This is a genomic window from Bifidobacterium longum subsp. infantis ATCC 15697 = JCM 1222 = DSM 20088 (genome assembly GCF_000269965.1).
GTDB lineage: Bacteria > Actinomycetota > Actinomycetes > Actinomycetales > Bifidobacteriaceae > Bifidobacterium > Bifidobacterium infantis.
Genome location: NC_017219.1, coordinates 345,744 through 363,297 on the forward strand (window position 1 = coordinate 345,744; position 17,554 = coordinate 363,297).

General features: G+C 55.6%; 24 protein-coding genes and 1 tRNA gene. 15 read left to right on the forward strand and 10 right to left on the reverse strand.

All coding sequences use genetic code 11. The features are described 5' to 3' along the window. Positions 1–93 precede the first annotated feature (93 nt). The 3 genes from BLIJ_RS01505 to BLIJ_RS01510 all read left to right on the forward strand — a co-directional run bounded on the left by BLIJ_RS01505 (position 94) and on the right by BLIJ_RS01510 (position 1,961). Entirely contained in the window at positions 94–567 is a 474-nt protein-coding gene (locus BLIJ_RS01505; protein ID WP_197535189.1) for a VOC family protein, read from the forward strand. A gap of 24 nt (positions 568–591) precedes the next feature. Further along, on the forward strand, positions 592–987 hold the full coding sequence (locus BLIJ_RS13280; RefSeq protein ID WP_012576726.1) for a bleomycin resistance protein: 396 nt from the start codon (positions 592–594) through the stop codon (positions 985–987). Between the two features lie 422 nt (positions 988–1,409). Next, on the forward strand, positions 1,410–1,961 hold the full coding sequence (locus tag BLIJ_RS01510) for a helix-turn-helix domain-containing protein (RefSeq protein WP_012576727.1): 552 nt from the start codon (positions 1,410–1,412) through the stop codon (positions 1,959–1,961). Here BLIJ_RS01510 and BLIJ_RS01515 read toward each other — a convergent pair. The 6 genes from BLIJ_RS01515 to BLIJ_RS14745 form a co-directional block, all read right to left on the reverse strand. Then, entirely contained in the window at positions 1,958–2,266 is a 309-nt protein-coding gene (locus BLIJ_RS01515; RefSeq protein ID WP_041981656.1) for a hypothetical protein, read from the reverse strand. The two genes, BLIJ_RS01510 and BLIJ_RS01515, sit on opposite strands and share 4 nt — an antisense overlap. A 90-nt stretch (positions 2,267–2,356) precedes the next feature. Next, complete coding sequence (locus BLIJ_RS01520) at positions 2,357–2,572, reverse strand: hypothetical protein (RefSeq protein WP_012576728.1); 216 nt, start codon at positions 2,570–2,572, stop codon at positions 2,357–2,359. After that, positions 2,559–2,750: a hypothetical protein gene (locus tag BLIJ_RS14090; RefSeq protein ID WP_012576729.1), complete on the reverse strand. Its 192-nt coding sequence runs from the start codon at positions 2,748–2,750 to the stop codon at positions 2,559–2,561. Before BLIJ_RS14090 ends, BLIJ_RS01520 begins: the two co-directional genes overlap by 14 nt. A 19-nt stretch (positions 2,751–2,769) precedes the next feature. Beyond that, positions 2,770–3,180, reverse strand: coding sequence for a Rep family protein (locus tag BLIJ_RS14095; RefSeq protein WP_012576730.1), 411 nt, complete (start codon positions 3,178–3,180; stop codon positions 2,770–2,772). Between the two features lie 3 nt (positions 3,181–3,183). Further along, on the reverse strand, positions 3,184–3,963 hold the full coding sequence (locus BLIJ_RS01535) for a type IV secretory system conjugative DNA transfer family protein (RefSeq protein ID WP_230581255.1): 780 nt from the start codon (positions 3,961–3,963) through the stop codon (positions 3,184–3,186). Between the two features lie 534 nt (positions 3,964–4,497). Further along, complete coding sequence (locus BLIJ_RS14745) at positions 4,498–4,665, reverse strand: hypothetical protein (protein WP_012576732.1); 168 nt, start codon at positions 4,663–4,665, stop codon at positions 4,498–4,500. A 153-nt stretch (positions 4,666–4,818) separates the two neighbouring features. On the opposite strand from BLIJ_RS14745, the gene BLIJ_RS01545 reads away from it, so the two are divergent. After that, positions 4,819–5,886, forward strand: a complete 1,068-nt coding sequence (locus tag BLIJ_RS01545) for a helix-turn-helix domain-containing protein (protein ID WP_012576733.1) — start codon at positions 4,819–4,821, stop codon at positions 5,884–5,886. A 124-nt stretch (positions 5,887–6,010) separates the two neighbouring features. Here BLIJ_RS01545 and BLIJ_RS01550 read toward each other — a convergent pair. Then, positions 6,011–6,087: transfer RNA gene (locus BLIJ_RS01550), tRNA-Met, on the reverse strand. Between the two features lie 53 nt (positions 6,088–6,140). On the opposite strand from BLIJ_RS01550, the gene BLIJ_RS14545 reads away from it, so the two are divergent. Continuing rightward, positions 6,141–6,299, forward strand: coding sequence for a hypothetical protein (locus BLIJ_RS14545; protein WP_155392792.1), 159 nt, complete (start codon positions 6,141–6,143; stop codon positions 6,297–6,299). Positions 6,300–6,425: 126 nt separating this feature from the next. Here the strand turns inward: BLIJ_RS14545 and brnA are convergent, their stop codons facing one another. Both brnA and BLIJ_RS01560 read right to left on the reverse strand, forming a co-directional pair. Continuing rightward, complete coding sequence (brnA, locus tag BLIJ_RS01555) at positions 6,426–6,710, reverse strand: type II toxin-antitoxin system BrnA family antitoxin (RefSeq protein ID WP_012576735.1); 285 nt, start codon at positions 6,708–6,710, stop codon at positions 6,426–6,428. Continuing rightward, positions 6,688–6,969 (reverse strand): BrnT family toxin, encoded by a 282-nt coding sequence (locus BLIJ_RS01560; RefSeq protein ID WP_012576736.1) that lies wholly within the window; start codon positions 6,967–6,969, stop codon positions 6,688–6,690. The genes brnA and BLIJ_RS01560 overlap by 23 nt, the downstream gene beginning before the upstream one ends. A gap of 358 nt (positions 6,970–7,327) precedes the next feature. On the opposite strand from BLIJ_RS01560, the gene BLIJ_RS01565 reads away from it, so the two are divergent. The 10 genes from BLIJ_RS01565 to nucS all read left to right on the forward strand — a co-directional run bounded on the left by BLIJ_RS01565 (position 7,328) and on the right by nucS (position 16,503). Beyond that, entirely contained in the window at positions 7,328–8,362 is a 1,035-nt protein-coding gene (locus tag BLIJ_RS01565) for a homoserine O-succinyltransferase (RefSeq protein ID WP_012576737.1), read from the forward strand. Positions 8,363–8,654: 292 nt separating this feature from the next. Continuing rightward, positions 8,655–9,467: a F0F1 ATP synthase subunit A gene (gene atpB, locus BLIJ_RS01570; protein WP_012576738.1), complete on the forward strand. Its 813-nt coding sequence runs from the start codon at positions 8,655–8,657 to the stop codon at positions 9,465–9,467. A gap of 103 nt (positions 9,468–9,570) precedes the next feature. Further along, complete coding sequence (gene atpE, locus BLIJ_RS01575) at positions 9,571–9,801, forward strand: ATP synthase F0 subunit C (RefSeq protein ID WP_012576739.1); 231 nt, start codon at positions 9,571–9,573, stop codon at positions 9,799–9,801. A gap of 46 nt (positions 9,802–9,847) precedes the next feature. Further along, positions 9,848–10,366, forward strand: coding sequence for a F0F1 ATP synthase subunit B (locus BLIJ_RS01580; RefSeq protein WP_012576740.1), 519 nt, complete (start codon positions 9,848–9,850; stop codon positions 10,364–10,366). Between the two features lie 34 nt (positions 10,367–10,400). Continuing rightward, positions 10,401–11,237, forward strand: coding sequence for a F0F1 ATP synthase subunit delta (locus BLIJ_RS01585; protein ID WP_012576741.1), 837 nt, complete (start codon positions 10,401–10,403; stop codon positions 11,235–11,237). Positions 11,238–11,312: 75 nt separating this feature from the next. Beyond that, complete coding sequence (gene atpA, locus BLIJ_RS01590; RefSeq protein WP_012576742.1) at positions 11,313–12,944, forward strand: F0F1 ATP synthase subunit alpha; 1,632 nt, start codon at positions 11,313–11,315, stop codon at positions 12,942–12,944. 3 nt (positions 12,945–12,947) lie between these two features. Continuing rightward, positions 12,948–13,871 carry a F0F1 ATP synthase subunit gamma gene (locus BLIJ_RS01595; RefSeq protein WP_012576743.1) on the forward strand — a complete coding sequence of 308 codons (924 nt, stop codon included), beginning with the start codon at positions 12,948–12,950 and terminating at the stop codon, positions 13,869–13,871. Between the two features lie 8 nt (positions 13,872–13,879). Next, complete coding sequence (atpD, locus tag BLIJ_RS01600) at positions 13,880–15,352, forward strand: F0F1 ATP synthase subunit beta (protein ID WP_012576744.1); 1,473 nt, start codon at positions 13,880–13,882, stop codon at positions 15,350–15,352. Next, complete coding sequence (locus BLIJ_RS01605) at positions 15,352–15,645, forward strand: F0F1 ATP synthase subunit epsilon (RefSeq protein ID WP_012576745.1); 294 nt, start codon at positions 15,352–15,354, stop codon at positions 15,643–15,645. Before atpD ends, BLIJ_RS01605 begins: the two co-directional genes overlap by 1 nt. 87 nt (positions 15,646–15,732) lie before the next feature. Then, complete coding sequence (gene nucS / locus BLIJ_RS01610; RefSeq protein WP_007051476.1) at positions 15,733–16,503, forward strand: endonuclease NucS; 771 nt, start codon at positions 15,733–15,735, stop codon at positions 16,501–16,503. A 51-nt stretch (positions 16,504–16,554) separates the two neighbouring features. Here nucS and BLIJ_RS01615 read toward each other — a convergent pair whose 3' ends face one another. Next, complete coding sequence (locus tag BLIJ_RS01615) at positions 16,555–17,544, reverse strand: FKBP-type peptidyl-prolyl cis-trans isomerase (RefSeq protein ID WP_012576746.1); 990 nt, start codon at positions 17,542–17,544, stop codon at positions 16,555–16,557. Positions 17,545–17,554 lie beyond the last annotated feature (10 nt).

A 17,554-nucleotide genomic window follows, 5' to 3' on the forward strand; every position in this document is an offset into this window, starting at 1 on the left:
TATAGGCTAATAAGTAGTTTTTCAAAAGCAGAAAAGAAATGACAACGCTTATAACAGCATGATTTAATGCAGATAAAGGCAAAATTGAAAGTTATGGAGGTAACGGAAATGAAAATGAAAAATCCTATGCTGGTGGTAACAGATATAGAGAAATCAGTTGAGTTTTATAAAAAGGTTTTTGGGCTTCATGTGATTATGGATTTCGGAGCAAATAAAACTTTAACTGGCGGTTTGGCTTTGCAGACAGTTGAAACATATAAAGACTTTATTGGGAAAAGCGATATTTCTTTTGGTGGCAATAACTTTGGAATTTATTTTGAAGAAGATAATTTTGATGAATTTGCGGATAAGCTGAAAGAATGTGATGTTGAATATGTCCACCCTATTGTAGAACATTCATGGGGACAGCGTGTTGTTCGTTTTTATGACCCAGATAAACATATTATCGAAGTTGGAGAGAATATGAAAATAGTATGCAAGCGTTTCTTAAACAGTGGAATGACGCCGGAACAAGTAGCGGAACGCATGGACGTACCTATGAAATTTGTCAATGCTCGTATGCGATAAATTAGAATTTGTGGAGATGATAGAATGGAATTTAACAAACTAATACCAGAATTAACAGTTAAAGATATAAAAAGAACGAGGGAATTTTACCTTAATATATTACAATTTAAAATTGAATATGAACGAGTAGAAGATAAGTTCATGTTTCTATCATTTGAAGATTCACAGTTTATGTTTGAAGAATTACGAGATGATGGCTGGAATGTTGCTGAAATGGCATATCCTTTTGGTAGAGGAGTTAATTTTTCTATTGAAGTAAATGATATTGATAAAGTATATCAACAGCTTATTCGCTCTCAATATCCGTTGTTTAGAGAAATGATGTTGAATAAATACGAATCTAATGGAGAACTTATTGAACAAAAAGAGTTTTTAGTGCAAGATCCAGATGGTTATTTATTAAGATTTACACACGAATAATACAAATCCCAGTTTGTGTGGGAGATACGCTCCAAATCTCGCAAACCGACGGAGTGATCCGCCAGCGGTGGCGGTCGTAAGACATAGCGCCACGCCAGCTTGCTGGCGAGCGGGCGGTTCACTTCGGCGGTTTGGCGAGCGCAGCGAGCCTTAGAAAGCCCCCGTTATCTAACAAGGGGGGCACAAAAAACAAGAAACAATATACACTACTAAGCGGAAAACGCTGTATTTATAAGGTAAAACCGCTTATGACAAGATGTTAACTAAAAAAGCACTCATTTAACACATAAAAATTGAATAAGGCATAGGAAAGACAGTTGATTTCAAATAAGGAATTGATTGTCTTTTTCTTTTAGGAAAAATTTAAGTAGAGGTAATTATCAGTAAATGGTAGTTGTTTTTTTGATTGGAGGAATTAAAGAATGAATGATAAAAATTTTATTGAAGAATTAAAACATAAACGGAATGAATATGGGGTATCTCAAAGAAGATTTGCCGTTGCCTGTGGTATCAGTCGTACATATTTTAATCAAATAGAGAACGGTAGTGTTGTTCCCTCTGATGAACTAAAACAAACAATGCAAAAACAGATTGAGCGTTTTAATCCGCAAGAACCATTATTCTTATTGATTGATTACTTTCGTGTCCGCTTTCCTACTACGGACGCATTAAAGATTATTCGTGATGTGTTGCAATTAAAATCTGATTATATGCTTTATGAAGATTTTGGCAAGTACGGATATGAAAGCAAATATGTTTTAGGCGACATCAACATCATGTGTTCCATGCAAGAGCATTTAGGTGTTTTATTAGAACTAAAAGGCAGAGGGTGTCGGCAAATGGAAAGTTATCTATTGGCACAGGAACGCTCATGGTATGACTTTATGCTTGATTGTTTAACGGCAGGTGGTAAGATGAAACGGCTTGACTTGGCAATCAATGATAAAGCAGGAATATTAGATATTCCAAATTAATGGATGACCTTTGTCCTATCGCAAACTTGGGCGAGAGAGAGCTCGGAAGCAGAAGCGAGCTTGTCGTCCTGTTCAATGGCTAAGACGCTGCTGCCGGGGGCTGCTTGACGTGCAGTCACCGCTCCTAAGATGCCGGTGCCGGAACCAAGATCGAGTATGTGAACGGGCTTATCAGAGTGAGTGAAGAGACTCGTGGCTTGTTCGGCAACTGGCATGGGAGTAAGAAACTGTTCCCATTGCTGCTGCTGTTCTGGAGAAAGCAGAGTGGCGGCTTTGTTGCGTATTTCGGCGATGGTTTCACTCATGTGGTTAAGAATAACCGGTCCCGTCGTCGTGCGCAGAAAGGCCCGGCCTCCTTCTGGCTATTTGCCTAAGAAGAAAACCGGGCCGAAGTTTTATCGGCGGCGCTTGGGCCAGCTGATGGGAATGCCGCCATTGGCGGTGAGGTAGTCGTTCAGGGCCTTCTGACTGATGTAGTCCTTGTTTCCCACTCGGATTGATGGCAGCGCGTCCATCATTAGACGAGCTTTGGAACGGCCAACTTTGAACATGCTTTGGAGAGCTGCGACATCGAGGAACTGGAGCTGAGTGTCTGGTTCAGGCTTTTCCATGACGTTCCTCCTTCGGCAAAGCGAAATACGAATTCCAGTAGCTCCAAATGACTTCTCGACAGAAAGTGACTTGTTTAGTCGCGAATTCGAGAAGGTCGGGGTGGTCAGCCTCACAGGCCTTCAGAAGATCGAAATATCCGTGAATGCGCTCTTCCTCCACCAGTTTGACAATGGACATGGCGTCGGATTGATTGCCTTCAACCAGTGCGATTTTTTTTCCAGTCCGCACCGTTGAACTCGAGCACGTCTTCGGGACTGTATGGAGCCTTATCCGGATCATCCATGTGGATCAGGTATCGAGCCATGCCACGGGGATTCTCCAATCGCAGGATCATCTTTGGGCCGCCGAATTGCTCAAAGAAACGCTCGGCGTTCTGGCGTGTGGTCGTGTTGGCCCACATTGCGATTACATGGCGGTGTGGCTTCTTCAGTTCGCCAGTGGCGATGTCGGCAATGTCCTGATCGTGTACGGGAGAAACAAGGATTTCCAGACCGCTGATCTTCATTCGGTCTTTCCAATCGTCGGGACAACTATCGGGATAGATTAGGCCAGCCCAGTACCTGCCTTTTTCGTTCGTAGCTTTTCTCTGATGAGTCATGTCCCTCATCTCTCATCCCTTGCGGGGGCGTCGTAGTAGCCCCCACAACTTGTTTGTCGGGTGTGAACGGGCTCCCGCTGTCGCTTCGCCCGCTTCGTCGTCAGTGCCGGGGCGTCGCAGTGAGTGGATGTCCTGATCCGTCATGAACGGCACATGGATATACCGCACGGTATTGGACTCGCTATCCCACAAATAGCCATCACCGGGACGGTTGAAACTGATCTGCCATGGGCGGGCACCACGCTGCACGGCGTCCTCGCCAAGGGCCATCACAGCCTCGCTCTTGGAATTCAGACGCAACGCTAACGTGGTAAGCAGCAGACTGCGATAGGGGAGACTGGTGCTCACGCGCGGGTTCTGCGTGGACACGACCACGGTACAGTTCAATGCTCTAGACCGAGACAGTGCCGATCTAATGGACTCCACGCACGCGTCCGAAGTCTTCTTATCAGAACCGGAACGGATGAGATCGGCGGCCTCATCAATGACGAGCAGGCGGTGCCGCTCATGCTGATCATCGACGGTGCGGACTTGCCCACGCCAACGTTCGGCTCGTGTGTCCACGTCCATGTTGAAAGCGGAGAGAAGATCTTTCGCTTCTTGCAAGGAGTAAGCCTTGTTATCGAGCACGGCGGCGTAGTTTTCGGCCTCCATGCCGGACTTCAAATCAATGAACCAGACTTCCCCGCCAGCCTCCACTTCTTGCCTGATGATGTTTGCGATGACGCTGCCCTTGCCGGAATTGGATTCACCGATGATGGCGAGGTGGGCGGTGCGGGGTATCGAGGCCATTTGCTTTGGCCTCGATACCTCTGCACCTAGCTCATACCGTTGAACGGCATTTTGTTTCTTAAGAAGCATTATCGGAGCTCCTTCAGTTTTGCGAAGGTGACCTTGTATTGCGCTGATCGGAAGAGCCTGCGTGGAATGATCCGGACCTCGGTAGGCTGGAATCTCATTCCCAATCGTGGAGCTACTTCGTCCGCCCACTTGTTGATTCCCTCGTCGCTCGTGTAAGCGGCTGGAATTGTGAAAGTGATTCGTGAGGGGTTCCAGCGCCATTCCACGGAGCAGCATTTGATCTGTTCTTTCGTGAGGGACATCGGCTTAGCAGATAGTGCGGATGCCATGAGACTATTGCGTAGAGCGAATACCACGTATGCTGCGACCCCGATAACTGCAATAGCGCAAGCGATTGCAAGAATGGCAGCCGGATGTTGATGTACTAAGGTGATGAGTGCGTCCATTTGTCCTCCTTGTGGACTTAAGGGTTTGGATTGTGGATGTGGCTGGAGGGCGTCCGACAACGTCCTCCAGCGCTATATGTCAGATGCCGAGGGTCTGCTTGATCATGGCCATTTCGAGCTTGCTGGGGAAGATTCTGCCGATCGACATTCCGTCGAGCAGGACTTCGATGCACTCGTAGCGGTTACCGGCTTTGCTGATACCCTGCACGATTTCCGCGTGCAGCCGTGGTGTCTGTTCGTCTGCCATGTTGCCCACCTCCTTTCTGGGTTTCGTCGATGGTTCCATCCAATCGCGTATCCGAAAACTTGTTTTTATTGAGGTGTAAAATTTACACTAAACAGTATTGAAGAGGATTGTTTTTCGTTGGAATCCCGGCGTTTCTAAGGATCTGATAAAAATATGAAAATTGACTGCGATAATCTGATTCGTGCCTTGAAAACGTTGGCTATGTCGGAGGGCTTGAGTCAGAAAGAGCTGGGTGCGAGTCTAGGTTTTAGCCTTAATCGAACGAAGAACCTTTTCTCCGGACGGTCAAAACTCAGCGGTGAGGAAGTGCTCCGGATTCTTACCAGTCGAGAGCATCCATTACCGAAATTGAAGCGTTACCTACCGCTCTGCCAACTGCAACAAGATCTATGGGCTATCGAGTCCGAAAACCGTGGCGCGTCTGAAGAGAGCGAACTGGCTGTTGCGGATGCACAAGCAATACAGGGTTCCCTCATGACGGTGAATGTCAATAAACCACTTTCGGAGATGGCTCGTGATGTCATGCATGACAAGAAATGGCGAGTGCTTCCGACCGGTTGGATCTGTTCGGTGACAATCGTGGGTGACCAATGTACGTATGATCCGATTGCTCCGGACTTTGTTACGGCAGTATCGGCGATGAAGAAGATGGGGTGGATTTGGAAGCGAGGAAGTGGCGTATTCGCAAATTGGAACAAGATAAACGGCGGCATGTCGGGGGAAGAAGCAGCTGGATATTGTGAGAACGCCTTACGGTCGTTCATTCTTGATCCTGAAAATGATGTAAGTATGAGTGACTCGTTTCGCCGGGCCGTACAGAAATATTGGGTGGGGGCGTCCGATACCGAAGAAATCGACAGGCTTCGGAATGTTGTGGAAAATGTTCGGCGGATGGCTGAGCATTGGGTAGATTGGGAATTGTCTGACGAGCCCAATGAATATGGTGTGTCACCAAAACAGATTTATGCGAACAAGTTCGACTACTTCGAGCAAGAGGTTCTCGGAATGCGGCAGCTTCATTTTGATTTGCTCAATGATGGAACTGAAATTCCGTCCGACTTAGAAACTAGATATCGTGAGACCTTCTCGGAAGACGGCAAGCCTTACAAATATTCCTACCGTATTGACCCTATCCTCAAAGTCAACGATGGTCCGGGACCCCTTGTAGACGCCTCTCCAGAGGACTGGAAGCGGTACCATGCAATCCGTGATGGTTCGTGAATTTGTTGATTCATGTTGGTACTGCTTGGCGGATTTGTCCAGAATTTGTCCAGATTCACGGTGTGTAGACGGATGTTGGAATACGAGAAAAGGCTAGGAATCAAATAATTCCTAGCCTTTTCACTGGTAGCGGGGCATGGATTTGAACCATGGACCTCTGGGTTATGAGCCCAGCGAGCTACCGAGCTGCTCCACCCCGCGTCGGCACGTCCTGTATTTGGACAGCTCGCTCAACAATACCCGATTAATCAGGAGTGTCAAGATTCTCGGGCGTGTCGGCCATGGGATGGGGCACGGCTCAGGCGGCCGGCTGGCCGGGCACTGACCTGACGGTGACCGTGCTCAACGCGCTCGGCCTGTTGGTCGGCGCGTTCATCGGCGCGTCCACGTCCACGGCCAAGCTCACGGCCTGATATGCGAAATATTTCGCCCGGTGGATTCGGTGGAATATTTCGCGCCCCGGACAAACAACCCCCGCCCAAGATCGCGGACCATGCGCATGGCGTGGATGCCGCGACTTGGGCGGGGGTTTCGTCGTTTCAGACCGTCAGAAGCCGTTGTTCCTTCCTGCGTTCGGCGATCTTCTCGGCGAGCCATGTGTTGACCACGGCGTTGCGGCTGACCGCCAGCTCGTCCGCTTCGGCGTCGAGGCTTTCGACCATCCAGTCGGGCAGGGTGAGATTGACCTTGCGGGTCTTGGTCTTCGCGGGGCGGATGACGCGGGGCTTCGTCATGTCGAAGTACCGGCGCATGTCGTCGCCGCGTTCGAAGGCCTCGTCGATGTCCGAGGCCTTGACTTCCTCAATCGTCCTTGTGCTGCTCATAGGTGTCCTCCTCGTAGTCGCGTGAGCGCCGCACCGAGATGATGCGGACGATGTCCTTGTGTTCTCCCCGGTAGGTGACGATGGCCGTCCAGTGCTTGCCGTCGATGACGCCGAGCTCAAGGTAGCGGGCGTCGTCGCTGCGCGGGTCGGCGTCGAATTCAAGCACGACGTCGTCCCACATGCGTTGGGCTTGCTCGAAGTCGATGCCGTGCTTGGCGAGGTTCTTCGCGCTTTTGGCCGGGTCATACTCGAATTCCACGTCCTACCTCCTACTGAATACCTATCATACACTTAACGAATACCATTGCAATACCTGTGGTGTTCATGAGGTGAGTATGCTCGCTGACACCGTCTTCCCGGGCCTTGAATCGGGCATGGGTGCGGATGCGGCTGAGGGACGTCAACTGGCAGCGCCTCGTGCTGATTGTGTTGCGAAAGAACCCCCGACCGGATGGTCAGGGGCTATGCAAAGTATGGAATTGACGAGGTGAAAACCTCTGGGTCATGAGCCCAGCGAGCTACCGAGCTGCTCCACCCCGTGTCGCGCCGGTGTCCCGTGAACCGCCCGCCGGACGGATGCCTTGAACCGTTATCCCGAACGTTGACATAATGGGAGCATGCCTATCAAGATCCCCAGTGGCCTGCCGGCCAGAGATATCCTCGATTCGGAGCGCATCTTCGCTCTGGAGAAGCCCGAGGCGGAGCGTCAGCGCGTCCGTCCTCTCAAACTGGTGATCCTGAACTTGATGCCCAAGAAGATCGAAACCGAAACGCAGCTGCTGAGACTGATCTCCAAATCGCCGCTGCAGGTCGAGATCGACTTCATGAAGACCTCCACACATGAGGCCACGCACGTTTCCGCCGATCATCTCGTCAAGTTCTACGAAAACCTCGATGCGCTCAAAGACAACTATTACGACGGTTTTGTGGTCACCGGCGCGCCTGTAGAGCATATGCCGTTCGAAGATGTGGACTACTGGGACGAGTTCAAGACGATTCTCGACTGGGCCTCCACCCATGTGTTCTCCACCATGTACCTGTGCTGGGGCGCGATGGGCGCACTGTACTACCGCTACGGCATCCACAAGGTGGATTACCCCGAGAAGATTTTCGGCGTATTCCCGCAGTACCTGCAGGACGAATACTGCTTCCTGACCAATGGTTTCGACGAGATTGATCTGCAGCCGCACTCCCGCCTCGCCGGCGTGAACGAAAACGAGGTACGTGCCAACCATGACCTTCAGATCTTGACTTGGGGGCCACAGTCCGGCCCGGGCCTGATCGCCACACGTGACTTCTCCGAAGTGTTCGCGCTCGGCCATTGGGAGTACGGCAAGTACACGCTCGCCGAGGAATACGAGCGCGATATGGCCAAGGGCATGACCAACGTGCCCTTCCCGAAGAACTACTTCCCGCATGACGATTCGAAACTGGAACCGTTGTTCGCCTGGCGCGCCCACGCCAATCTGCTGTGGCGCAACTGGCTCAACTGGGTGTACCAGACCACGCCGTATGACCTGACCGAGGTGCCGCAGCTCAGGGCTGAGAAGAAGCTCGGTACTGATCGTTCGATTCGGCATGAGCCGGGCGGGCCGCGCCAGGATGATTTCGAGCCGTTCGCCCACGACGGATACGGAGTGATCAGAGGGTAGCGCAAATGCCGCACATCCTCGTATTGTGACTAATAGCGCACAATGCTTGCGCAACATCCGAAAAACCTTGCGCCGCCGCCGATTCCAGAAGACGCGCCGGTGTAGTATTGACATTGTCTAGACGCAGGCAAATAATCACTCTTCAGTCATTCGGAGCCGAATGCCCAGCGCAGACTCCGTGTCCGCGCCCGGCAGACTCCACACCGAGGAGACGAAAGTAACGAGCACGTCACATTTGCCTGCCCGGTGGGTTTAAACTGACACCTGACATTGAAGAAGCAGGAGGCGTGATATGGTCGGTTCGCTCAGCGCAGGATTGCTGTTGGCTGACGAGGCAGGCGCTCATCTGCCCTCGGTTGATGACTTCCTTCCCCCGGAGATTCTGTTCCAGGGAACTCCGTTTGCCATCAACCGCATTATTCTGATTCGTATCGTGGCAACCATTGTGCTGCTGGTGGTGCTCGGCGTGACTGCGAAACGCGCCAAGCTCATCCCCGGCCGTTGGCAGGGCGTAGTCGAGTACGGTCTCGACTTCGTGCGCGACAAGGTCGTGTATGACGTGATGGGCGAGACCCGCGGCAAACGTTACGTGCCGATGATCACCACCCTGTTCTTCACGATCTTCGTGTTCAACCTGTGCGGCATCATCCCCGGCATGAACATGGCGGCCAACGCCACGGTGGTCATGCCGCTCGTGTTCGCCGTCTGGACACTGATCCAGTACTGGATCGCCGCCATCCGCTCGCAGGGCCTCGGCCACTATCTGCGCCACGAGCTGTTCACCCCCGGTGTGCCGTGGCCGGTCTACATCCTGCTGGCTCCGATCAACCTGCTTGAGTTGTTGATCATCCGCCCGGCCTCTCTGACCATCCGTCTGTTCGCCAACATGGTTTCCGGCCACCTTATGGTCGCCACCTGCCTGGCGTTCGCACAGTTCTGGATGGTTGACGCGGCCAACAAGTTGCAGGGCATCCCGGTGGGTGCGCTGTGGTTCGCCGGTGGTTTCGCCATGACCTGCTTCGAGGCGTTCGTCGCCTTCCTGCAAGCCTACGTCTTCGCGATTCTTTCCACCGTGTACATCAACCTGAGCTTCCCGGAAGAGTGACGGGCGACTAACCCGCCGCTTCCGGTCCCCGGTCTGGGAAAATCGCAGACCGACCAAACCCCAAGATTTATAACGTCGCCAAGTACGTTAGAAAGGAAACACAATGGATATCATCACCCTCGCAGAGGTCGCCGGCAACCTGTCCGTCATCGGTTACGGTATCGGTACTCTTGGCCCTGGCATTGGTCTGGGCATCCTCTTCGGCAAGGCCATGGAATCCACCGCTCGTCAGCCTGAGATGTCCGGCAAGATCCAGACCATCATGTTCATCGGCCTGGCTCTGGTCGAGGTGCTGGCACTGATCGGCTTCGTCGCCGCCCTGATCATCCGCTGATCAACAGACGAAAACCGATTATGTCCATCACTGAAAGGAGGGCTTGATGGCACAAGCAGCAAGCGGGATTGACCTGTTCATTCCCGAGGTCTATGACATCGTATGGTCGGCGATCATCCTCGTCATCGTTGCAGTGTTCTTCTACAAGTTCTTCATGCCGAAGTTCAACGCGATCTTCGACGAGCGTGCCGCCAAGATTCAAGGCAACATCGCCAAGGCGGAGCAGGCTAAGAAGGACGCCGACGAGGCCAAGGCCAAGTATGAGGCCCAGCTGAGCACTGCCCGTGTGGACGCCGCCAAGATCCGCGACGACGCCCGTGCCGAAGCGTCTCACATCATCGCCGACGCCCGTTCGCGCGCCGAGTCCGATGCGGCCCAGATCGCCGCATCCGCACAGCGCTCGATCGAATCCCAGCACCAGCAGGCCATCGTCTCGCTCAAGGGCGAGGTCGGTGCGCTTGCCACCGCTCTGGCCGGCAAGATCCTTGGCGCCAAGCTGGAAGACAACGACGTGCAGTCCTCGATGATCGATTCGATGATCGACGATCTGGCCGTCAAGAAGTGACCGTGACCATCCGTAACCAGAAAGGGAGGTGACCATGCGAGGAGAGGCATCACGTATTGCAGACCGCGAGTCGCGTGATTCGCTGGCCCCGAAACTGCGCGACACCCGTGAGGACGCGTGGCGGATCGGCAACGAACTGTTCACGATCACCAAGGTGCTCGACGACAGCATCCAGCTCGAACGCGCGTTGACCGACCCGTCCCGCCCGGTTGCCGACAAGGTGGCCGTGCTGACGGAACTGCTCGGCGACAATGTGCATCCGATGACCATGGAGATCATGACCGATTTGGTCTCCCGTCACTGGAGCCGTGCGCGGGACATCGCCAACGCGGTGGAGGATTTCGGCGTGGACGCCATGATGTACTACGCGGACGCCACCGGCGCCACGCTGCAGGTCTCCGTCGAGCTGTCCGAACTGCATTCCGCGTTGCTGAACCTGCCGGTCGTGCGCGCCAAGCTGTACGACTACCAGGCCACCAGCGAGGCCCGTGTGAAGCTGTTCCGTGAGGTGTTCTCTGGCAAGACCCTGAACAAGGTCACCATGAGGCTCGCCGAACACGCCACTTGCAACCTGCGCCGCCGCCGCTACTTGGAGACCATCCAGTGGATGATCAACAAGTTCTCCCGTCACATGGGCGAGTCGATGGTCACCGTGACCACCGCCACCCCGCTGAAGAAGGAGCAGATCAAGCGACTGGTCGAGGTCTACTCCGCCAAGGTGGGCCGCCAGGTGCACATCAACTCGGTGGTCGATCCGACCGTGCTGGGTGGTATGCGCATTCAGGTGGGCGACGAAGTCACGGACAACACCGTGGTCGCACAGCTGCAGAACCTTCATCGCAAGGTGCAGACGGAGGCGACTCCGGCCTGACCGGCCGAGCCAATCCGTCCAACACCACACACAAGCAAAGACTTGACTGAACAATAACCAATAGAAGGAGTGATCATGGCAGAACTGACCATCGATCCCGCCTCGATTCGCAAGGCCCTCGACGACTTCGTGTCGTCGTACAAGCCGAGCGACACCCCCACCCAAGAGGTGGGATATGTCGCCACGGCCGGTGACGGCATTGCGCACGTGACGGGATTGCCTGGTTGCATGGCCAATGAGCTGCTGACGTTCGAAGACGGCACGCTCGGCCTGGCGTTCAACCTTGACGCCCGTGAGATCGGCGTGGTGATCCTCGGCGATTTCGCTGGAATCGAGGAAGGCCAGGAAGTGCGCCGCACCGGCGAAGTGCTCTCCGTGCCCGTCGGCGACGGCTACCTCGGTCGCGTCGTGGACCCGCTGGGCAAGCCGATCGACGGCCTCGGTGAGATTCAGAACATCGAAGGCCGGCGTATCCTCGAAGCCCAGGCCCCCGACGTGATGCACCGCCACCCGGTCGACGAGCCGCTGTCCACCGGCCTCAAGGCCATCGACGCGATGACCCCGATCGGCCGCGGCCAGCGCCAGCTCATCATCGGCGACCGCCAGACCGGTAAGACCGCCATTGCGATCGATACCATCATCAACCAGAAGGCCAACTGGGAATCCGGCGACCCGAAGAAGCAGGTCCGCTGCATCTACGTGGCCATCGGCCAGAAGGGCTCCACCATCGCCTCGGTGAAGCAGAGCCTGGAAGACGCCGGCGCCATGGAGTACACCACCATCGTGGCCTCCCCGGCAGCCGATTCCGCTGGCTTCAAGTACATCGCCCCGTACACCGGCTCGGCCATCGGCCAGCACTGGATGTACAACGGCAAGCATGTGCTCATCGTCTTCGATGACTTGTCCAAGCAGGCAGAGGCCTATCGTTCGATTTCCCTGCTGCTGCGCCGCCCGCCGGGGCGTGAGGCATACCCGGGTGATGTGTTCTACCTGCACTCCCGCCTGCTCGAACGTTGCGCCAAGGTCTCCGATGACCTGGGCGGCGGTTCGATGACGGGTCTGCCGATCGTCGAGACCAAGGCGAACGATGTGTCCGCCTATATCCCGACCAACGTGATCTCCATCACCGACGGCCAGATCTTCCTGCAGTCCGATCTGTTCAACGCCAACCAGCGCCCCGCCGTGGACGTCGGTATCTCCGTCTCCCGAGTCGGTGGCGCCGCACAGACCAAGGCTCTGAAGAAGGTCTCCGGTACGCTGAAGATCTCCCTGGCACAGTACCGTTCGCTGGAATCCTTCGCCATGTTCGCCTCCGATCTGGATGCGGCATCCAAGGCCCAGCTGACCCGTGGTGCCCACTTGACCGAGCTGTTGAAGCAGCCGCAGTTCCACCCGTACTCGCCGGAACAGGAAGTCGTGTCCGTATGGACCGGCACCCACGGCAAGCTCGACGACCTCGACCTGAAGGACGTCCTTCCGTTCGAGCAGGGACTGCTGGACTACATCGACCACAACACCGATATCCTCAAGACCATTCGCGAGACCGAGGAATTCACCGCCGACACCGAGGCTGCCCTCGATAAGGCCGTGGATGAGTTCCGCTCGACGTTCGTCTCCGGCAGCGGCAAGCCGTTGGAAGAGAAGAAGGTCGAAAGCGTCAAGGCCGCGCCGGTCGATCAGGAAAAGATCGTGGCGGGAGAAAAGTAAGCCATGGGCTCGCAACTCGCATTGAAATCACGCATCCACTCCACCGAGTCGTTGGCGAAGATCTTCAACGCTCAGGAGATGATCGCGTCTTCGCATATCGCCAAGGCCCGTGATGTGGCCCTGAACGCGAAGCCGTACTCCGATGCGATTTTCGATGCCGTGCAAGCGTTGGTGGCCCACACCCATATCACGCATCCGATTGCGGTGAAGGACGAGAACAACCCGCGTGTGGCCGTTCTCGCCCTCACCTCGGATCGTGGCATGGCCGGCCCGTACACCTCTTCGATTATCCGTGAAACGGAGTCGCTGCTGTCCCGCCTTGATGCGGCAGGCAAGCAGCCGGAGCTGTTCGTGTACGGGCGTCGCGGTTCGACGTACTACAAGTACCGCAATCGTGACATCGCGGCGACGTGGGAAGGAAACACCGACCAGCCCGGCGTGGAAATCGCTGAAACGATCTCCGACACCCTGATGGACGCCTACATGAAACCGGCCGAGAAGGGTGGAGTCTCCGAACTCTACATCGTCTACACCGAGTTCATCAACATGGTGGTGCAGAAGGTGCGCGTGCTGCGCATGCTGCCGGTCGAGATCGTGCAGAACGAGACCAAGGTGCCGTCGCCCGATGAAGCGGCCCCGTCCACTGCGGACATCGCCCCGCTGTACACGTTCGAGCCCAGTCTCGAAAAGGTGTTGGACGCGATTCTGCCGAAGTACATCCAGTCCCGAATCCACGAGTGCCTGCTGACCGCAGCCGCGTCGGAAACCGCAAGCCGCCAGAACGCCATGCACACGGCGACCGACAACGCGCGAAACCTGATCGATGACCTTACCCGCAAGCTCAACGCTTCCCGTCAGGCCTCGATCACCCAGGAACTTACCGAAATCATCGGCAGCGCCGACGCGCTGACCAAGAAGGAAGAGTAGGAACGCATATGGCTGACAACCAGACCACTGCGGCCGAGCCTACCAACGGTCGCGTCACCCGCGTCCAGGGCTCGGTTATCGACGTTGAATTCCCGGTGGGTCATCTGCCCGACATCTACAACGCCCTGAAAGTAACGATCGTCAACACCGGCGCCAAGGAAGAAGGCGAGGCGAAGGAGACCGAGATCACCCTCGAGGTCGAACAGCACCTCGGTGATTCCACAGTCCGTTGCGTCGCTCTGAAGCCCACCGACGGCCTGGTCCGTGGTGCCTCCGTCTCCGACACCGGCGTCCCGATCTCCGTGCCTGTCGGCGACGTGACCAAGGGCCACGTCTTCGATGTGTCCGGTAACATCCTCAACAAGAAGCCGGATGAGACCATCACCGTCTCCGAGCGTTGGCCAATCCACCGCAACCCGCCGGCCTTCGATCAGCTGGAGTCCAAGACCCAGATGTTCGAGACGGGCATCAAGGTCATCGACCTGCTGACCCCGTACGTGCAGGGCGGCAAGATCGGTCTGTTCGGTGGTGCAGGTGTGGGCAAGACCGTGCTGATTCAGGAAATGATTCAGCGCGTGGCCCAGAACCACGGTGGTGTGTCCGTGTTCGCTGGCGTCGGCGAGCGTACCCGTGAGGGTAACGATCTGATCGGCGAAATGGCCGAGGCCGGCGTGCTTGAGAAGACCGCACTGGTCTTTGGCCAGATGGATGAGCAGCCGGGCACCCGTCTGCGCGTCCCGCTGACCGCACTGACCATGGCAGAGTACTTCCGTGACGTGCAGAACCAGGACGTGCTGCTGTTCATCGACAACATCTTCCGCTTCACCCAGGCCGGTTCCGAGGTGTCCACCCTGCTGGGTCGTATGCCTTCCGCCGTGGGTTACCAGCCGAACCTGGCCGATGAGATGGGTTCCCTTCAGGAGCGCATCACCTCGACCCGTGGTCACTCGATCACCTCGTTGCAGGCCATTTACGTGCCGGCCGATGATTACACCGACCCGGCCCCGGCCACGACCTTCGCCCACCTGGATGCGACCACCGAGCTTTCCCGTGACATCGCCTCCAAGGGCATCTACCCGGCCGTGGATCCGCTGAGCTCCACTTCGCGAATCCTCGATCCGCGTTACGTGGGCCAGGCCCACTACGACTGCGCCAACCGCGTCAAGGCGATTCTGCAGCGCAACAAGGAACTGCAGGACATCATCGCCCTGATCGGTATCGACGAGCTCAGCGAGGAAGACAAGACCACCGTGAACCGTGCCCGCAAGATCGAGCAGTTCCTCGGCCAGAACTTCTACGTGGCCGAGAAGTTCACCGGTCGCCCCGGCTCCTACGTGCCGGCCGACGAGACCATCGAAGCCTTCACCCGCATCTGCGACGGCGTGTACGACGACGTCCCGGAGCAGGCGTTCTCCGGCATCGGCGGCATCGACGACCTCGAAGAGAAGTGGCACAACATGCAGAAGGAACTGGGTGCGTGATGGCTGCGGAAAAAACCACGATGAAGGTCAACATCGTCGCCGCTGACCACCCTGTGTGGCACGGCGAGGCGACGAGTGTGACCATTCCCGCCTCTGAGGGCGGCATGGGCATCCTGCCCGACCATGAGCCTGTGCTCACAGTGATCAAGCAGGGTACGCTCACCGTGGTTGAGCCCGATGGCGATCGTCACATGTTCGAGGTGACCGACGGATTCATTTCCTTCGACTCGAACAAACTCACCGTGGCGGTCGAGCGCGGCCACGACGTCCAGTACTCCGGCATCGCCGAGTGATCTGAACCAACTCCTTAAGGGACTCTCTGGTTTTCCAGAGAGCCCCTTTTGCTATGTATGCCATGTGTTGCGCTACAGTGGTGGCCTATGCGAGTTATTGTTGCCGACTGTTCGGCCGAGTATTCGGGCCGCCTCAACGCCTCACTGCCCCTGGCCAAACGTGTATTGCTGATCAAGGCCGATTCCAGCCTGTTGATTTTCTCCGAATTGGGCTCCTACAAGCCGCTGAACTGGATGACCGCGCCCTGCACGATTCGTGAGATCGACCCAGCCGCCAAATCTGCGCAACATTCCCGGGAAAGTGTCGCTGGTGGGGCTGTGGATGGTGATTCCGCGACGCATTCCCCGGAAAGTGTCGCCGCTGGTGAGCCGGAAAAGGTGTTACGTGTCAGCGCCGACAAGGGCTCGGACATTCTTGAAGTGACGCTGCAACACATCTATTCCGACCAAACCTATGATCTGGGCGAAGATCCGGGTCTCATCAAGGATGGCGTGGAAGACCATCTGCAGCGCTATCTGGCCGAGCAGATCGAGCGTATCGGCAAGGGAGCCAAGCTGGTGCGTCGCGAATACCCGACCGCCATTGGCCCAGTGGATATTATGGCCGTGAATGCCGAAGGCGAGCATGTGGCTGTGGAAATCAAACGTCACGGCGGCATTGATGGCGTCGAGCAGCTGACTCGCTACTGCGAACTGCTCAATCGTGATCCGCTGCTGGCCCCGGTGCACGGCATCTTCGCCGCACAAACCATCACGCCGCAAGCCCAGGTCTTGGCCAAGGACCGTGGCTTCACCTGCCTCATTCTCGATTACGACGATATGAAAGGCACCGAGGACGACAGTCTCAGGCTGTTCTAGATATAGCAGGGGCTCCCTCATCAGAGGGAGCCCCTGCTATATCTTTATCTTTTAGTACGCGGCGAGAATATCGATTACGAAGACCAACGTGGAGTTGGCGGGAATCGAACCTTGCTCCTTATCTCCATAGGCCTGATCCGGCGGAATCACCAGCAGAACCTGAGAGCCGACGGTCTGGCCGACCAGACCCTTCTGCCAGCCCTCGATAACCTGATGCTGGCCGCTGGAATCGCTGAACAGATCGGCGTCGATTGTGGAATCGCGATCCCAGGACGAATCGAACTGCTTGCCATTCGTAAGCCAACCGGTGTACTTGACCACCACGGTGTTCTTGTCGGTCAGCTTGGCGCCGTTACCCTTGATCAGCGTCTGCGAGATCAGCGAATCAACCGAACCCTGACCGTTCATGTCAATGGACGGCTTGCCATTCTTGGCTCGCGTCACCTTCGGCAGATTGGCCGGCACATTCTTGACTTCCTCGCCAGTGGCCTTCTTCAGGTCCTTGGACTTGGAGACAAACGTCATCGCCAGAATGTAAGAGTATCCGGACGAATCCTGAGCGTTGACGCCAAAGCCGATCGTGGTGTTGATCTTGGCGCCCTTGATCTGGTTGTAGTAGGTCGAGGAGAGGGTCTTGGAATCCACCTTCAGCGAGCAATCCGGCGTGTTCTTGGTCCAGGTGTCCATGAGCTCGGTGCCGTCTTTAACGTTGAGCGCGATGCCTTGGGCACAGACGCGGTCGCCCTCCTCGATCACGTCGCCATCGCCCTTTTGCAGCACCACATAGGAGCCGTCGGACACGGTCATCGGCGTATTAAAGGAGATGGTCGGCTTCTCGCCGAGCTTGCCCTTGGCGGTCACGCCGGCAATTTGGCCCTTCTTGTCAGAAGAGTCGGAAGATGAAGAGGAATCGGAAGAAGAGGATTTCGAGTCCGAGCTCGAACTGGAGCAGGCAGCCAGCGACACGCACATCGCCAGTGAACAGGCAAGAGCAACGGCCTTGCCGAGGGGGGATAACATAGACTTAACAGACTTACGCATGGCACACCAC

Coding starts and splice junctions, on each gene's coding strand:
- BLIJ_RS01505 (WP_197535189.1), top strand. CDS start 94: ATGGAGGTAACGGAAATGAAAATGAAAAATCCTATGCTGGTGGTAACA.
- BLIJ_RS13280 (WP_012576726.1), top strand. CDS start 592: ATGGAATTTAACAAACTAATACCAGAATTAACAGTTAAAGATATAAAA.
- BLIJ_RS01510 (WP_012576727.1), top strand. CDS start 1,410: ATGAATGATAAAAATTTTATTGAAGAATTAAAACATAAACGGAATGAA.
- BLIJ_RS01515 (WP_041981656.1), bottom strand. CDS start 2,266: ATGAGTGAAACCATCGCCGAAATACGCAACAAAGCCGCCACTCTGCTT.
- BLIJ_RS01520 (WP_012576728.1), bottom strand. CDS start 2,572: ATGGAAAAGCCTGAACCAGACACTCAGCTCCAGTTCCTCGATGTCGCA.
- BLIJ_RS14090 (WP_012576729.1), bottom strand. CDS start 2,750: ATGTCCATTGTCAAACTGGTGGAGGAAGAGCGCATTCACGGATATTTC.
- BLIJ_RS14095 (WP_012576730.1), bottom strand. CDS start 3,180: ATGAGGGACATGACTCATCAGAGAAAAGCTACGAACGAAAAAGGCAGG.
- BLIJ_RS01535 (WP_230581255.1), bottom strand. CDS start 3,963: ATGGCCTCGATACCCCGCACCGCCCACCTCGCCATCATCGGTGAATCC.
- BLIJ_RS14745 (WP_012576732.1), bottom strand. CDS start 4,665: ATGGCAGACGAACAGACACCACGGCTGCACGCGGAAATCGTGCAGGGT.
- BLIJ_RS01545 (WP_012576733.1), top strand. CDS start 4,819: ATGAAAATTGACTGCGATAATCTGATTCGTGCCTTGAAAACGTTGGCT.
- brnA (WP_012576735.1), bottom strand. CDS start 6,710: ATGAGCAGCACAAGGACGATTGAGGAAGTCAAGGCCTCGGACATCGAC.
- BLIJ_RS01565 (WP_012576737.1), top strand. CDS start 7,328: ATGCCTATCAAGATCCCCAGTGGCCTGCCGGCCAGAGATATCCTCGAT.
- atpB (WP_012576738.1), top strand. CDS start 8,655: ATGGTCGGTTCGCTCAGCGCAGGATTGCTGTTGGCTGACGAGGCAGGC.
- atpE (WP_012576739.1), top strand. CDS start 9,571: ATGGATATCATCACCCTCGCAGAGGTCGCCGGCAACCTGTCCGTCATC.
- BLIJ_RS01580 (WP_012576740.1), top strand. CDS start 9,848: ATGGCACAAGCAGCAAGCGGGATTGACCTGTTCATTCCCGAGGTCTAT.
- BLIJ_RS01585 (WP_012576741.1), top strand. CDS start 10,401: ATGCGAGGAGAGGCATCACGTATTGCAGACCGCGAGTCGCGTGATTCG.
- atpA (WP_012576742.1), top strand. CDS start 11,313: ATGGCAGAACTGACCATCGATCCCGCCTCGATTCGCAAGGCCCTCGAC.
- BLIJ_RS01595 (WP_012576743.1), top strand. CDS start 12,948: ATGGGCTCGCAACTCGCATTGAAATCACGCATCCACTCCACCGAGTCG.
- atpD (WP_012576744.1), top strand. CDS start 13,880: ATGGCTGACAACCAGACCACTGCGGCCGAGCCTACCAACGGTCGCGTC.
- BLIJ_RS01605 (WP_012576745.1), top strand. CDS start 15,352: ATGGCTGCGGAAAAAACCACGATGAAGGTCAACATCGTCGCCGCTGAC.
- nucS (WP_007051476.1), top strand. CDS start 15,733: ATGCGAGTTATTGTTGCCGACTGTTCGGCCGAGTATTCGGGCCGCCTC.
- BLIJ_RS01615 (WP_012576746.1), bottom strand. CDS start 17,544: ATGCGTAAGTCTGTTAAGTCTATGTTATCCCCCCTCGGCAAGGCCGTT.